This window comes from Deinococcota bacterium, assembly GCA_030858465.1.
GTDB lineage: Bacteria > Deinococcota > Deinococci > Deinococcales > Trueperaceae > JALZLY01.
The window spans coordinates 1-14,164 of the sequence record JALZLY010000085.1 but is presented as its reverse complement, the minus strand read 5'-3'; the positions used below and the strand labels follow the sequence as shown (position 1 = coordinate 14,164).

The 14,164-nt window shown below is 69.1% G+C and carries 15 protein-coding genes; 10 read left to right on the top strand and 5 right to left on the bottom strand.

The genetic code is table 11. The annotated features are described in order from the left end of the window. Positions 1–70: 70 nt before the first annotated feature. From M3498_04120 to M3498_04105, 4 genes are all read right to left on the bottom strand, one after another. Positions 71–850 (bottom strand): class I SAM-dependent methyltransferase, encoded by a 780-nt coding sequence (locus tag M3498_04120; GenBank protein ID MDQ3458483.1) that lies wholly within the window; start codon positions 848–850, stop codon positions 71–73. 89 nt (positions 851–939) lie between these two features. Beyond that, positions 940–1,866, bottom strand: coding sequence for an LEA type 2 family protein (locus M3498_04115; protein MDQ3458482.1), 927 nt, complete (start codon positions 1,864–1,866; stop codon positions 940–942). A gap of 45 nt (positions 1,867–1,911) precedes the next feature. Next, positions 1,912–2,619: a helix-turn-helix domain-containing protein gene (locus M3498_04110; GenBank protein ID MDQ3458481.1), complete on the bottom strand. Its 708-nt coding sequence runs from the start codon at positions 2,617–2,619 to the stop codon at positions 1,912–1,914. Position 2,620: 1 nt separating this feature from the next. Beyond that, positions 2,621–3,739: an Mrp/NBP35 family ATP-binding protein gene (locus M3498_04105; protein MDQ3458480.1), complete on the bottom strand. Its 1,119-nt coding sequence runs from the start codon at positions 3,737–3,739 to the stop codon at positions 2,621–2,623. A 157-nt stretch (positions 3,740–3,896) separates the two neighbouring features. Here M3498_04105 and M3498_04100 point away from each other — a divergent pair, with 157 nt between their 5' ends. The 10 genes from M3498_04100 to fabF all read left to right on the top strand — a co-directional run bounded on the left by M3498_04100 (position 3,897) and on the right by fabF (position 13,287). Then, positions 3,897–5,294 (top strand): hypothetical protein, encoded by a 1,398-nt coding sequence (locus M3498_04100; GenBank protein ID MDQ3458479.1) that lies wholly within the window; start codon positions 3,897–3,899, stop codon positions 5,292–5,294. A 65-nt stretch (positions 5,295–5,359) separates the two neighbouring features. Beyond that, a complete protein-coding gene (gene guaA / locus M3498_04095; protein MDQ3458478.1) occupies positions 5,360–6,916 on the top strand; it encodes a glutamine-hydrolyzing GMP synthase in 1,557 nt (518 codons plus the stop codon). A gap of 80 nt (positions 6,917–6,996) precedes the next feature. After that, positions 6,997–7,662 carry a hypothetical protein gene (locus M3498_04090; GenBank protein MDQ3458477.1) on the top strand — a complete coding sequence of 222 codons (666 nt, stop codon included), beginning with the start codon at positions 6,997–6,999 and terminating at the stop codon, positions 7,660–7,662. A gap of 124 nt (positions 7,663–7,786) precedes the next feature. Continuing rightward, the gene (locus tag M3498_04085; protein ID MDQ3458476.1) at positions 7,787–8,362 is read left to right on the top strand and encodes a DUF177 domain-containing protein; all 576 of its coding nucleotides are present in this window, start codon (positions 7,787–7,789) and stop codon (positions 8,360–8,362) included. Positions 8,363–8,430: 68 nt separating this feature from the next. Further along, the gene (rpmF, locus tag M3498_04080; GenBank protein MDQ3458475.1) at positions 8,431–8,619 is read left to right on the top strand and encodes a 50S ribosomal protein L32; all 189 of its coding nucleotides are present in this window, start codon (positions 8,431–8,433) and stop codon (positions 8,617–8,619) included. Positions 8,620–8,942: 323 nt separating this feature from the next. Next, a complete protein-coding gene (locus M3498_04075; protein ID MDQ3458474.1) occupies positions 8,943–9,911 on the top strand; it encodes a ketoacyl-ACP synthase III in 969 nt (322 codons plus the stop codon). Positions 9,912–9,976: 65 nt separating this feature from the next. Next, entirely contained in the window at positions 9,977–10,849 is an 873-nt protein-coding gene (locus M3498_04070) for an ACP S-malonyltransferase (GenBank protein MDQ3458473.1), read from the top strand. A gap of 56 nt (positions 10,850–10,905) precedes the next feature. Continuing rightward, complete coding sequence (gene fabG, locus M3498_04065) at positions 10,906–11,640, top strand: 3-oxoacyl-[acyl-carrier-protein] reductase (GenBank protein ID MDQ3458472.1); 735 nt, start codon at positions 10,906–10,908, stop codon at positions 11,638–11,640. Positions 11,641–11,758: 118 nt separating this feature from the next. Continuing rightward, positions 11,759–11,995 (top strand): acyl carrier protein, encoded by a 237-nt coding sequence (gene acpP / locus M3498_04060; protein ID MDQ3458471.1) that lies wholly within the window; start codon positions 11,759–11,761, stop codon positions 11,993–11,995. Positions 11,996–12,060: 65 nt separating this feature from the next. After that, positions 12,061–13,287, top strand: coding sequence for a beta-ketoacyl-ACP synthase II (fabF, locus tag M3498_04055; protein ID MDQ3458470.1), 1,227 nt, complete (start codon positions 12,061–12,063; stop codon positions 13,285–13,287). Positions 13,288–13,292: 5 nt separating this feature from the next. Here the strand turns inward: fabF and M3498_04050 are convergent. Further along, the coding region (locus tag M3498_04050) for a ribokinase (GenBank protein MDQ3458469.1) at positions 13,293–14,164 on the bottom strand (872 nt) is incomplete at its 5' end.

Sequence of the window (14,164 nt, the reverse complement as noted above, 5' to 3'; positions counted from 1 at the left end):
AGTTCCACCTCGACCCCGGTCGCCTTTTGGCGCATCGGCTCGTGGCGCATCGGCTCAGCTTGTCTCAACGCTAGCCGTATCTCCGCCTCAGCCGGCGCCGCTCGAGCCGGCCGCGCCAGAAGTGGTGGGCGCTCGTCACCAAGGTCCATGGATCGAAGCGGTTGCGCGTCTCACCGGCGAAGCAGAGTACGGCCACCCCTCTGCCTCCGATCACGGGATCGAAAACGACGAGCTGCAAGTCGGGGTAGGTGCGAAGCCAGCGACAGAGCGTCCACTGCTCGGCTTGGCGGCCCGCGTCGTCGAGAACGATGAGCGCCCCCGGCTCGAGGTGCTCACGGGCCAGGTGAAGCGAGCCGTCGCGCCCATAGTATTCCTGTGGCGCGTCGATAAAGACGAGGTCATAGGGTCCACGCGCCGCGATCGCCGGCGCCGCGCTTTTATATATATAGTGCAAGCCCGTCTTGCCGACAGTGAGCTGCGGCCGTGAGACCACGAGCTGGGCGTCCACCCCGCCCGTCCGCTTCACCTCGTCCCACCTGTCGCTGCACCACTGTGGCATCTGCTCGACGGAGGTGAGGCTTCCGCCGCCGGCCAGGGAGAGCGCGCGGGCAAAGACGCAAGACGACGAGCCCGCACCGAACTCCAGGATGCGCCGCGGTTTGAACCTGAAGACGAGGTGGCTCAAAAAGCGCCCCACCTCGGCTGAGATCGGCCAGGGGCTCGAGCCGTCGGAAAGCATCTCCTCGATCCAGGCGTCAACTCGAGGCGTGACCAGTAGATCGGCAAACCGGCCGTCCCTCGCTTCGCTCTGAAGCATCCTCTCGCGCAACGCGGGCGCGGCGCCCCTCATCCTTGCACTGCACTGAAGGGACAGCAGGGTGGTAGCCCGACGATCCGGGCGTGTTCGGTGGTTGCCAACGACCTGTCAGGCCTTTCTTGTTAGCGGGCGGCGACGGGACCGCGCACTTGCCAGTCCGGCGGCACGGCGTAGCCGCCTAAGCCGAACACGTCGAGCCTGAGGTCGCCGCGCAGCTCGAGCGCCACCTCGTCGCCTGCCAAGGCGCGAGAGAGGGCCGCTTCACCCGCCTCGCCGAGGCGGGTGAGGTCGGGGTAGAAGAGCAGCTCGACCCGGCCCCGGCCCCCCGCCGGCACCGGGCTCGGGCGCATGTCGCCAAAGGCGATGGATTGACCGTCCAAGAGGAGTTGCAGATCGCTGCCGTAGACGAGGTAGCCGATCTCGCCGGGGTTCGTCGCCCGCGCCACCACCCGCACCACCGGCAGGCCGGGCTCGAGCATGAAGACGCTCGACTCGAGCGGGTCGTAGGCGAGCGCGGGCGGCTGCACCGTCTGGGTGGCGCGGGCGCCGCCCGCAAACAGGCTCCCGCGCTCAAAGGAGCTCAGGTCGCCTTGCGCCTCGAGCTCGAGGGCGGCCTCGACGCGAAAGGGCAGCGGCGCCCCGGCAAAGACATCGGCTACCTCGCGCAAGACGAGCGGCTGGCCGCTCAGGTCGATCTCGACCTCGAGGCGCAGGTCGGCGCTCGCCTGGGCGTCCAAGGCCACAGGCGCCGGCGTGCGGCCCCGCCCGGCCAGGAGATCGCCGACGAAGAGCTCGTAGTCGAAGGGCCGCACCCGCACGGGGTAGGGGTTGGGGTTGCTCACCCGCGCCGCGGCCTGAAGCACCACGGTCGCGCCGGCCCCCGGCGGGTTGTACTTGCCGATGCGCGCCCCCTCGGGCAGGAGTACGAAGACGGGCGCCTGCACCAGGTGCTCTCCCCCCGGCTGGGCGCGCGGGGCGCAGGCCGCTAAGAGGCCCAAGAAACCTAGGACCAAGAAACCTAGCAAGAGGAGCAGTCGCGCGACCTTCATGACCTTCAGTCTAGCAGAGCCCGGCCAATCCGACGGTGCCGGGCCTCAGCCGAGCAGGAGGCGGTAGGTGCAGCAGCGCGCGCCGTCGACGATGCGAGACTCGCGCCGCACTGGCACGCCCAGCACCTGCTGGTGCAGCTTGCCCTCGGCTTCGCAAAGCGCCGGGTGCTCGCGCGCCACCGCCGGGAAAGGACAGTTGCCCAAGAGCAACAGATAGTCGCCGTCTTGGCTGACGATCCTGGCCTCATAGCCCTGCTCGGAGAGCCTCTCGGCCAGGTAGGCGAGCCTGTCGCTCAGGCTGCGCCCCTCGCTGGCCTGCCGCCAGAGAAGGCCGAAGGGGCTGTTTCTGGCCTCGAGCACCCCGGCCACCGCCGCCGCGCCGCTGGAGCGCTCGAGCTGGGTGAGCACGTCGCCGGCCAGCCTGGCATAGCTCTTGGGAAAGTGGTTCTCACCGTCCAGGGTAAGCTCGTAGAGGTGCCCCGGCCGGCCGCGGCCCTCCTTGAGCGTCTCGCGCAGGCTCACCAGACCGGCCCCCACCAGGTCGGTGACGTGGCTGTGCACGCAGGCACGGGTGAGGCCCAGAGCCTGGGCGAGCTGCGAGGTGGTGGCCCCGCCCCGCTCCTTGATGAGGCGCAAGAGGCTCGACTTGGTCCCCCGGTACTGGACCGCCCTAGCCCCGGCGGCCTGGCCGCGCCGCCCGCCTCCCCCCCGCTTGGCGCCTGCCGCCCTCGCCCTGTCAGTCTTGAGCGCCATATCAGAGGACGGGAAGGGTATTGAGGTTCTGGACGCTGATCTGACCGGCGAGCAGGCGCGCCGCCTCTCTAAAGGCCTGGGCCTCGGGAGTGTCCGGTGACGCCACCACCACGGGCTTGCCCCGGTCGCCCGACTCGCGCAGGCCGCGGCGGAGCGGCACGCTGCCCAAGAGGGTGAGCCGCTCGCTGTCGGCGAAGCGCTTGGCGCCGCCCTCGCCAAAGATGTAGTCGCGCTCGCCGTCCGGCAATTCGTAGTAGGCCATGTTCTCGATCACCCCCAGGACCGGCACGTGCGTCTTGCGGAACATGCTGTAGGCGCGCCTCACGTCCAGCAGCGCCACGTCCTGCGGCGTCGTCACCAGCACCGCCCCCGTCACCGAGGTGAGCTGGGTGAGCGAGAGCTGCACGTCGCCCGTGCCCGGCGGCAGGTCGACAATGAGGTAATCGAGCTCGCCCCAGGCGGTCTGCTTGATGAACTGCTGCATGGTGCCGTGCAGAATCGGCCCGCGCCAGGTGAGCGCCTGGCCGTCTTCGACCAGGTTGGCGATCGACAAGACCTTGATGCCCATGGTTTCTAGCGGCAGGATGTTCTTGTTGCCGTCGGCCATCAGCCGGTTGCCCTCGAGGCCGAACATCTTGGCCTGGCTGGGACCGTAGATGTCGGCGTCCAGGAGCCCCACCCGCGCGCCCTCCAGGGCCAGGCTGGCGGCCAAGTTGGCGGCGACCGTGGACTTGCCGACGCCGCCCTTGCCCGAACCCACCGCGATGATGTTCTTGACCCCGGGGATGGCGCCCTGGTCGCCGCCTTGGCTAGCGGCCGTCACCTGCGCGCCAAAGCTCAGCTCGACGCCGCCGACGCCCGGCAGGGCGCCGATGGCGGCCCTCACGTCGGCCTCGATCTTGCCCTTTAGGGGACAGGCCGGCGTGGTCAGGTCGATCCTGACCGCGACCCGGCCGCCCTCGACCTTGACCTCCTTGACCATCCCCAGGCTGACCAGGTCGCGGTGCAACTCGGGGTCGTTGACGCCCCTCAGGGCGGCGATGACCGCGTCCTCGTTCAGTCCTGTGTTCAGCCCCGTTCCCCTGGGTCCCACGTCCCTCTCGTCTCCGCGTTTGTTCATCATAATGTTTACAAAATAGCAGGTCGGCGGGCCGCTCACAAGCGAGTGTCTCACGTTTGCCCCTTCGACCGGCCTCGACCGCAGCCTTCCGAGACCTGGGCTGGCGCCTGGGCTGGCGTCAAGGTCACGGGCGGCAGGCTGGGCTATACTGGGCGCTGTGACGCAGACGGGGCGCTTTCAGATCAGGACGCTGCTGAGCGAGCAGGGCGAGGTGAGGAGCTACGGCGGCCTCGACGCGCTGACCGGCCTGCCGGTGCTCATCTACCGCTTTCCGGGGCGGTCTCTGCCTGGGCTCGGCGAGCTCGAGTCCGACGCGGTTCCAGGCGTCCTGCACTCGAGCTACAGCGCTCAGGAGAGCGAGCTGGTGGTGGCCTTCGTGCCGGGCTACAAGCCGCTCAGCGCGCCCGTAGAGACGCACCTTGTGCCCGCGCTGCTCCAGGACTCGGTGACCGCGCTCAAGGACGCCGCCGGGGTCGGCGTCCTCCACGGCAACCTGAAGCCCGAGCGCTTTTTGGGCCGGGGCGGGCACCACCTGGTCGAGGGCTACGGCGTGCGCTGGAGGCCCGAGGCCTCGCCCTTCACCGCGCCCGAGGCGCTCGAGGAGGCGAGCTATGCCGGCGACGTCTTCTCCTGGGCCAAGTCGGTCGAGTTCCTCTGTGGGCCGAACCTGCCCGAGGAGCTGGTCCCGCTTTTCGAGGCGGCGCTCTCGCTCGACCCCCACGAGCGCCCCCTCGCCAAGACGCTCCACGAGGCGGTGAGCCTGCTGAGCACGTCCGCGGCGGACGCCGGTAGCCCCGCCCTCAGCCCCGCTGTTTCCCCTGCTGTTTCCCCTGCTGTTCCCCCTGTCGCCCCGCGGGTCACGGCCGCCCCCGCGCCCCGCCGCCAGGACGTGCCCACGGCCGTCGCCCCAGTTCCGGAGCCGCGCGCGCAGGAGCAGGAGAGCGCCGAGGAGGACGAGGCAGGCGTCTTCGAGCCGCAGGACCTCGAGGAAGACGGGATCGGGGACGGGACGGAAGCGGGGTCCGGGGCGCCCGTCCCCGCACCCCGTCTTACGGGCCGCCCGCGACACGAAGGGGAGCGGCTGGCAGGGCCGGTAAGCGACCCCGGCTCCGCCGGGCGGGCGTCGGCCGAGCCGCCCGCGCCCCCGGTGCTTCCCCCCGGGCCGCGCCCCCAGGATGAGGACGCCGGTCTCGAGCCCAAGCGCCGGCCCAACAGCCGCCTCAGACCCTTCCTGCTCGCCGCCCTGGCCGCGAGCGTGGCCGTCCTGGTCCTGCTCACCGCCTTGCCGCGGCCCTCCGAATCCGCTGCGCCCACCGGCTACCCGGTGACCATCGCGGTGGCGCCGGAGGGCCTGCGGCCCGTGCTCGTCACGGTGGTGAGCAGCCCTCCCGGGTCGGCCTTGCAGCCGGGCGGCGAGATTCGCAACGTGCCCGGCCAGGTCGAGCTCGAGCGCGGCGAATGGGTCCTCAAGGCCAGCTACCTGGACCGCACCTCGCCGGACCTGCGCTTCACCGTTCCTGAACAGCGCACCGTCACCGTCGTCATTGCACCCTGAGGAAACTGAGTGAGGGAAGTGAGTATGAGCACGAGTATCAGGAAAACCTCGGAGAAAACAGGGTGATGGAGACCCGGCTGATGGAAAACCTGGAGAGCATCGCCGTCATCGACTACGGCTCGCAGTACACCCGACTCATCACCCGCCGCCTGCGCGAGCTGAACGTCTACTCGGTGATCTTGCCCGCCACCGCCGGTTTGGCCGAGATCACAGCGGCAAACGCCTGCGGCGTCATCCTCTCGGGCGGCCCGACCAGCGTCTACGACCCGGGCGCGCCGCGCTTGCCGGAGGGCCTCTTGGCGTCGGGCCTGCCCGTCTTGGCTATCTGCTACGGCATGCAACTGCTCACCGCCGAAGCGGGTGGCGAGGTGGCCAGGAGCAGGGTCCGCGAGTACGGCAAGGCGGTCCTGACGGACTACCGGGGCGAGCTCTTCGAGGCGGTCGAGGGCGACTTCGTGGCCTGGATGAGCCACGGCGACTCGGTCACCCGCCTGCCCAAAGGCTTTAGGAGCGTCGCCGCCACCGCCGACACCGCCATTGCCGCCATCGAGGACGCCGAGCGCGGTCTCTACGGCCTGCAGTTCCACCCCGAAGTGCGCCACACCCCCAAGGGGACAAGGCTGCTCGAGAACTTCCTGGCGCGCACCGGCGTCGCGCGCGACTGGACGCCCGAACACATCGTAGAGGGGCTCGTCCGCGAGGTGCGGGCGCGCGTCGGCGGCGAGCGCGTGCTCTTGGGTATCTCGGGCGGGGTGGACTCGAGCACCCTGGGCCTCTTGCTCCACAGGGCCATCGGCCCGCAACTCTCGGCGGTCTTCGTCGATCACGGCCTCCTGCGTCTAGGCGAGGCCGAGGAGGTCGAGCGGGCGCTCCTCGAGCTCGGCGTCAACCTCACCGTCGCCCAAGCCTCGGAGCGCTTTCTCGGAGCGCTCGAGGGAATAACCGATCCCGAGGCCAAGCGCAAGGTCATCGGCCGCGAGTTCATCGAGGTCTTTAGCCGTGAGGCCGTAGCCAAAGAGGGCGAGGTCGGCGACATCCGCTTTCTCGCCCAGGGCACCCTCTACCCCGACGTGATCGAGTCGGCCGGGGGGCACGGGACTGCCAACATCAAGTCGCACCACAACGTGGGCGGGCTGCCGGGGGACCTCAAGTTCGAGCTCATCGAGCCCTTTCGCACGCTCTTCAAGGACGAGGTCCGCGAGATCGCCGCGTCGCTCGGCCTGCCGCCGCACTTGCGCGACCGCCACCCCTTCCCCGGCCCCGGCCTGGCGATTCGCTGCATCGGCGAGGTGACGCACGAGCGGCTCGAGGTCCTGCGCCGCGTCGACGACATCTTCATCAGCGCCCTGCGCGAGTTCGGCCTCTACGACGAGACCTGGCAGGCCTTGGCGGTATTGACGCCGATCCGCTCGGTCGGGGTGATGGGCGACGGGCGCAGCTACGCGCAGACGGTGGCCCTGCGGGCCGTAGGAAGCGCCGACGGCATGACCGCCGACTGGACCAGATTTCCGCACGACTTCCTGGCGACGGTCTCCAACCGCATCGTCAACAGCGTGCCGGAGGTCAACCGTGTAGTCTACGACATCACCAGCAAACCGCCGGGCACCATCGAGTGGGAATGACTGAGTGGGAATGAACGGGCACCCTAGCGCCGGCACGCCGCGGTACCGGGACGAGCAGCACCGGACGGTAAACTGCCGCTATGCCCGGCCTCGAGTCCTCCTCGACCCTGCTCCGAACCAGCCGCTTGTGGCGGCGCCTGCTTCAGCTCAACCTGGGCCTGATGCTCTTCGGCCTGGGTATCGCGCTGATGCTCCGTGCGGGCATCGGCCTAGATCCCTGGTCGGTCTTTCACCAGGGCGTGAGCCTACGGACGGACCTCTCCTTTGGGCGCGTCACGCAGCTCGCGGGCGTTGCGCTTATCATCGTCTCCTACGGCCTCTTACGGGTCAGGCCCGGCTTCGGCACCGTCATGAACATGCTCCTCGTCGGCCCCTGGGTCAACCTCTTCAGGACCCAGCCCTGGCTGCCGAGCGCCGAGGGCTGGATTTGGGGGACAGCCCAGTTCACCTTCGGGGTGGCCCTCGTCGGCCTGGCGAGCGGCCTCTACATCACCGCGCGCTTCGGCGCGGGACCGCGCGACGGCTTCGTCCTGGGCCTGTCGCAGCGGCTCGGCTCGAGCATCCGCGCCACCCGCCTCGCCGTCGAACTGGGCGTCCTCAGCGGGGGTTTTCTCCTGGGCGGCCCACCGGGACTGGGGACGGTGCTCTTCGCGCTCACGGTCGGCTACTTCATGCAGTTGTCGCTGGGCTTCTTCCGCTACTCTCACGGCCCGATCCTCCTGGCGGCGGCACCCGCGGCGGACTAAAGCGCCTGGCTGTCGCCGGGCCGCGCATGGCACCGGCCAGGGCCTCTATCCGCACCTGCCGGCCGTCCTGGGGCCGTCCACTTTGCCTTGACAAGCCCCCCCCGGCTACCTATACTCGCAAAGGATGGTTTCTCACGCTGACGCTACCCTCAACCTAGCCAGCCTGCTCAAGACCTCGCCCGCGCGCGGCGGCGAGGACGAGGTTTCGGGCGAGGGGCTTTTGCAGCCTTCCGCGGCCTTGCTCGAGCACAGCGGCATAACCCTGGCGGGGCCGCTCGACTGGCAATTGACGGTGCGCCGGGCCGGCGGCGAGAACGACTTTCTGCTTGACGGCGAGGTCTCGGGCACGGTGGTGCTCGAGTGCCGCCGCTGCCTGACCGAGGTCGAGGCCGACGTTGCCGCCGACCTTCTCTATGCGATGGCCTACCGGGCAAGCGTCAAGGGCCTCAAGCTCACCGAGGACGCGGAGAGCGGGGAGATCCTCCTCTTCGGCCAGCCCGAGGTGGACTTCGCCGAACTCCTCACCGAGGTGCTCGCGGTGGACCTGCCGCTCGCGGTGCTCTGCCAGGAAGAGTGCAGGGGGCTGTCGGAGGCGGGCGTCAATCTCAACGAGCACCCCGAGGCCGCAGGGGACGAGGCGCGCGAGAACGAGCAGGAGTCGCCTTTTAAGTCGCTCAAGGATATCAAGTTGGAAGGTTAGCAGGGTCAAACCTTCCAACCTTCCAACCTTTCAACCTTCAAACTTTTCAACAATCTTCAAGGAGCATCATGGCAAAACATCCCGTACCCAAAAAGCGCACCTCCAAGGCCAGGCGCGATTCGCGCCGCAGCCACCACGCACTCACCGCTCCCAACCTGGTGGCCTGCCCCGAGTGCAAGGAGATGAAGCTCCAGCACGTGGTCTGCCCGCACTGCGGTTCCTACCGGGGCCGTCAGGTGCTCGACATCGAAGCTTGAGGCCAGCGCGGCGACAGGCTGGTGCAGGAACAAGGTAGCCGGATCGTCTCGCTACCTGTTCTTTTTGCTTCTTACCGTCCCTTTTGCAAGCCCACAAGAAACTTCGGGTTAGAATGAGGCCGCAACGGTCGGTTGAGCGTTGATGAATGTCTCTTTTCATGCCTCTGCGGCTCATGCTTCTAGTTTGTAGGTTCAGCCTGGGCAGCCGCTGAAACGCCGACCTGCCAAAGGGTCGGGCGTCGCGCACTGGATGTGGTGGTTTGACGAAACAGCCGACGACAGAGAAGCCGACGACAGAGAAGCACCGGGCGGGCATCACCGCCATGGGTGCTTATGCCCCCGAGAGGGTGGTCAGCAACCACGACCTCGAGAAGCTCGTGGACACCAGCGACGAGTGGATCACCACCCGCACCGGCATCAAGCGGCGGCACTTCGCCGCCGAGGACGAGTACACCTCGCACCAGTCGATCGCCTGCGTCCAGAACCTTATCGCCCGCCACGGCGAGGCGAGCTTGGACGGCGTGGACATGGTGATCGTGGCGACGAGCACGCCCGACGCCCTCTTTCCGGCGACGGCGGCCCTCGTCCAGAAGCACTTCGACCTGAAGGCCGGCGCCTTTGATCTCCTGGCCGCCTGCACCGGCTGGCTCTACGCGCTCTCGGTCGCCAAGGCCTATGTCGAATCCGGAAACTGCAAAAAGGTCCTGGCCATCGGCGCCGAGACCTTGTCGAAGATGCTCGACTGGGAAGACCGCACCACCGCCGTGCTCTTCGGCGACGGGGCGGGTGCCGCCATCATCGAGGCGGTGCCCGAGCCCTACGGGATCCGCTCGATGGTCATCGGCGCCGACGGTTCGGGCGCCCACCACCTGCACATCGGCTCCTTCGCGCCCTGCTTGCCGGGCGGCACGGCCATGAAGAAGAACCTCGTCGCCATGAACGGCCGCGAGGTCTTCAAGTTCGCCGTCCGGGTGATGAACACGGCCACGCTCGAGGCCGTCGACAGGGCCGGGCTCAGGCCCGAGGACATCGCGCTGTTCGTGCCCCACCAGGCCAACTGGCGCATCATCGAGGCGGCGCGCGAGCGCCTGGGCCTGACGCCCGAGCGGGTCGTCGTCACCGTCGCCGAGTACGGCAACAACTCGACGGCGAGCGTCCCGATGGCGCTCCTGCACGCGCTCGACGAGGGCCGCATCGCCGACGGCGACCATCTGCTGCTGGTTTCCTTTGGGGGTGGTCTCTCCTGGGGCGCGAGCGTCGTGACCTGGGGGGGTGCGTGGCACCGGACGTGAGGGCAGACCTGGCGGCACCGGACCTGGCGGCGCTCTTTCCCGGCCAGGGCTCGCAGGGGGTCGGCATGGCCAAGGATTTCTACGGCTCTTTCCCGGCCGCCCGCGCGGTTCTTGACGAGGCCGAGGGCGCCATGCCCGGCCTCTTGGACATCATGTGGCAGGGCCCCGAGGCGGCTCTTCGGCTCACCGCCAACCAGCAGCCCGCGCTGGTGGCGGCGGGGGCGGCGGCCTTTGCCGCTTACCTCGAGGCGGGCGGGGACAAGCCGCGCTACGCCGCCGGTCACAGCCTGGGCGAGTTCACGGCGCACGTGGCGGCGGGTTCGCTCTCCGTCGAGCGGGCCATTCGGCTCGTCCACGCCCGAGGCGCCTACATGCAAGAGGCGGTACCGCCCGGCGCGGGCGCCATGGCCGCGGTGATGAAGCTGGACCCAGAGCGCGTCGCCGAGGTCTGCGCGGGCACAAGAGGCATGAGGGGGGGCGTGGTCGAGATCGCCAACCTCAACTCGCCCGGCCAGACGGTCATCTCCGGTGAGGCGGACGCGGTCGCGCGCGCCGGCGAGCACCTCAAGGAGGCGGGCGCGCGGGTGATCCCCCTCAAGGTCTCGGCCCCCTTCCACTGCAGCCTGATGAGGCCGGCGGCCGAGAGGCTGGCCCAGGACCTCGCGCTGGTGCCCTTCGGCGAGATGAGCATGACGATCATCAGCAACGTCACGGCCGAGCCCGTGGCTCACCTAGGGAACGCCGCCGGGCTCTTGGAGCGGCAGGTGACGAGCCCGGTGCGCTGGACCGAGTCGCTGCTGAAGCTGCACGAGCTCGGCGTCAGGCGCTTTTTGGAGTTCGGCTCGGGCAGGGTCCTGAGCGGCCTGGTCGGGCGCACCCTGGAGGGCGCCGATGCCCGCGCCGTCACGGACGCGGCAAGCCTGAAGGAGGCGCTATGACGAGGGACCCGATGATAGGGAGCCGTTTATGAGGAGCTGTTTATGAGGAGCTGTTTATGAGGAGCTGCCTGATCACCGGCTCGAGCCGCGGTTTGGGGCTAGCGATGGCGAGGGAATTGGCGGCGCGGGGCTGCAACGTCGGCGTGCACTACGTCCGCTCGGCGGACGCGGCCGAGGCTCTGGCTCGAGAACTCAGGGAGATGGGCGTCCAGGCCGAGGCCTTTAGCGCCGACATCGCCGACCCGGCGGCCTGCAAGCGGCTCGTCGCCGAGGTGGGCGAGGCTCTGGGGAGTCTCGACGTGCTCGTCAACAACGCGGGCATCACCCGCGACGGCCTGGCCATGCGCATGAAGGACGAGGACTGGACGGCTGTTCTAGACACCAACCTGTCGAGCGCCTTTTACCTGTCGCGCGCCGCCCTGCGCGGCATGGTCTCGCGCCGCTGGGGCCGCATCGTCAACGTCTCGAGCGTCGTCGGCCTGATGGGCAATGCCGGTCAGGCCAACTACGTCGCCGCCAAGGCGGGTCTGGTCGGCCTCACCAAGGCCTTGGCGCGCGAGTACGCTGGCAAGGGCGTGACGGTCAACGCGGTGGCGCCCGGCTTCATCGAGTCCGACATGACGGGGGGGCTCTCCGAGGCGCTCAAGGAGGGCTACCTGGGGCAGATTCCCGCGGGCCGCTTCGGCCGACCCGAGGAGGTCGCCAAGGCGGTGGCCTTTTTAGCGAGCGAGGACGCCGCCTACATCAACGGTCAGACACTGGCCATCGACGGCGGCATGGTGATGGCTTAGCGGGCGCAGGGCCTTGCGCCGTGGCGCCGTCATGCTAGAATTTCTGACATTCATGCACTCTCGTCTCCTTTGACACCGTGCAGAACCCAAAGCTGTTAAACTTCGCTAGGAGGACATCATGGCAGACGACATTATGGTCAAGATTCGCTCGGTGGTGGCGGACAAGCTCGACGCCGACCCCTCGGCAGTGGTCGAAAGCGCCTCGTTCGTGGACGACTTGGGCGCCGATTCGCTCGACGTGGTCGAGCTGATCATGGGGCTCGAGGACGAGTTCGGTATCGAGATCAGCGACGAAGAGGCCGAAAAGATCCGCACCGTCGGCGACGCCAAGAGCTTTATCGCGGCCCGTCAGTAGCGCGCCCCGTGGGGCAAAGAGGATGATCACGAGCGCCCAAGGGAGCTGTAGAGGTTGAGCCTGGTATGAAACGTGTGGTAGTGACGGGAGTCGGGCCGGTGAGCCCCATCGGCGTGGGTGCGGCGGCCTTTTTGAGGGCGCAGCACGAGGCTAAGAACGGCATCCGGCGCATTTCGCGCTTCGACCCGAGCGAGCTGTCGGCGCAGATCGCCGGCGAGGTCGATGTCGAGATCACGGACTTTATCGACCGCAAGGAGGCCAAGCGCCTCGACCGCTACGTGCAGCTCGCCATCATCGGCGCGGACCTGGCGCTCGCGGACGCGGGGCTGAGCCCTGAGGACATCGCCGGCGAAGGGACCGGGACCTGCATCGGCAGCGGCATCGGCGGCCTGACCGTCTTCGAGGACCAGGCCAAGGTGCGCTTTGACCGCAATGCCATGCGCATGAGCCCCTTTTTCATCCCGATGATGATCGCCAACATGGCGAGCGGCCACCTGGCCATGCGCTACGGCCTGATGGGCCCGAGCAGCACCGTGGTGACGGCCTGCGCGACGGGCTCGGGCGCGATCGGCGACGCCTTTCGAATCGTCCAGCGCGGCGAGGCCCAGGTGATGCTCTCGGGCGGCACCGAGGCGCCAATCACCGCTATGGGCATCGGCGGCTTCGCGGTGATGAAGGCCCTTTCGACCCGCAACGACAGCCCGGAAACGGCCAGCCGGCCCTTCACCGCCTCGCGCGACGGCTTCGTGGCGGGCGAGGGCGCGGGCATCTTGGTGCTCGAGGAGTTCGAGCACGCCAGCGCGCGCGGCGCGCACATCTACGCCGAGGTCGTCGGCTACGCGACCAGCGCCGACGCCCACCACATCACCGCGCCGGCCCCCGGCGGCTCGGGCGCGGTGCGCTGCATCCGCTGGGCGCTAAAGTCGGCGGGCGTCGGCGCCGAAGCGATCGGCTACATCAACGCCCACGGCACCAGCACCCCCGCCAACGACCTCAACGAGACGCTGGCCTACAAGGCCGTCTTCAACGGCTCGAAGGTGCCGCCGGTCTCGAGCACCAAGTCGATGACCGGCCACCTGCTGGGTGCGGCGGGCGCCATCGAGGCCGTCGCCAGCGTCCAGGCCATCGACTCGGGCGTCCTGCCGCCCACCCGCAACTCCATCGACCCCGACCCCGAGCTCGACCTCGACTACATCCCCAACGAGGCCAGGGAGGGCAAGGTGAACTACGTGCTCTCGACCAACTTCGCCTTCGGCGGACAGAACGCGGCCTTAGTGTTCAAGCGGGTCTAGGGTATTCAAGCGGGTCTAGCGGGTCTCATCTTCAAGAAGGCCTCGAGCTCGCTTCTGCGCGGCAGCGAGGGCTGCGCGCCCTCGCGGCTGGCGGCCAGGGCGCCGGCGGCGCTGGCCCAGCGGGTGGCCTCCGCGAGCGTCAGCCCCCTCTCGAGCGCGACCGCGAGCACGCCCGCAAAGGCGTCGCCCGCCGCGGTGCTGTCTACGGCCTTGACCGCAAAGGCCGCCATGTAGCCGCTCTCCTCCCGCGTCGCCCAGACCGCGCCCCTGGCGCCGAGGGTGAGGACGGCCTGGGGGACCAGCGCGGTGAGCTTCCGGGCGGCCTCCTCCGGCTTGCCCCGCACCTCCTGCGCGCTGCCCTCGAGCAGCGCCGCCGCCTCGCTCTCGTTGACGAGCAGGAGGTCGATGGGCGCTAGCGCCGCCGCCCCTAGCCTCCGGGCGGGCGCCAGGTTGAGGACGACTCTGGCGCCCGCCTCGCGCCCCAGGCGGGCGGCCGTAAGCGCGGTCTCCAGGGGGATCTCGAGCTGAAGGAGGAGGACGGCGGCGCCCTCAAAGGCCGCCGGGTCCAGATCGCCCGGCCGCAGGCGCGCGTTGGCGCCGGGCGCCACGATGATGCTGTTTTCGCCACCCTTCTCGCCACCCTTCTCGCCACTATTCTCAGTGCCTTCGGTGACGCTGACGAAGGCAACGCCGCTGGGGCCGGGAAGCGCGCGGCTGTGCTCGAGATCGATGCCTTCGGCCTCCAGGCCGCGCAGGAGCGTCTCGCCAAAGCCGTCCTCGCCGACCCGGCCGATCAGCCGCACGGAGCCGCCGGCGCGCGCCGCGGCCACCGCCTGGTTGGCGCCCTTGCCGCCCGGGTGGGTGGCGTAGTCCGAGC

Coding starts and splice junctions, on each gene's coding strand:
- M3498_04120 (MDQ3458483.1), bottom strand. CDS start 850: ATGAGGGGCGCCGCGCCCGCGTTGCGCGAGAGGATGCTTCAGAGCGAA.
- M3498_04115 (MDQ3458482.1), bottom strand. CDS start 1,866: ATGAAGGTCGCGCGACTGCTCCTCTTGCTAGGTTTCTTGGTCCTAGGT.
- M3498_04110 (MDQ3458481.1), bottom strand. CDS start 2,619: ATGGCGCTCAAGACTGACAGGGCGAGGGCGGCAGGCGCCAAGCGGGGG.
- M3498_04105 (MDQ3458480.1), bottom strand. CDS start 3,739: ATGAACAAACGCGGAGACGAGAGGGACGTGGGACCCAGGGGAACGGGG.
- guaA (MDQ3458478.1), top strand. CDS start 5,360: ATGGAGACCCGGCTGATGGAAAACCTGGAGAGCATCGCCGTCATCGAC.
- M3498_04090 (MDQ3458477.1), top strand. CDS start 6,997: ATGCCCGGCCTCGAGTCCTCCTCGACCCTGCTCCGAACCAGCCGCTTG.
- M3498_04085 (MDQ3458476.1), top strand. CDS start 7,787: ATGGTTTCTCACGCTGACGCTACCCTCAACCTAGCCAGCCTGCTCAAG.
- rpmF (MDQ3458475.1), top strand. CDS start 8,431: ATGGCAAAACATCCCGTACCCAAAAAGCGCACCTCCAAGGCCAGGCGC.
- M3498_04075 (MDQ3458474.1), top strand. CDS start 8,943: ATGGGTGCTTATGCCCCCGAGAGGGTGGTCAGCAACCACGACCTCGAG.
- M3498_04070 (MDQ3458473.1), top strand. CDS start 9,977: ATGGCCAAGGATTTCTACGGCTCTTTCCCGGCCGCCCGCGCGGTTCTT.
- fabG (MDQ3458472.1), top strand. CDS start 10,906: ATGAGGAGCTGCCTGATCACCGGCTCGAGCCGCGGTTTGGGGCTAGCG.
- acpP (MDQ3458471.1), top strand. CDS start 11,759: ATGGCAGACGACATTATGGTCAAGATTCGCTCGGTGGTGGCGGACAAG.
- fabF (MDQ3458470.1), top strand. CDS start 12,061: ATGAAACGTGTGGTAGTGACGGGAGTCGGGCCGGTGAGCCCCATCGGC.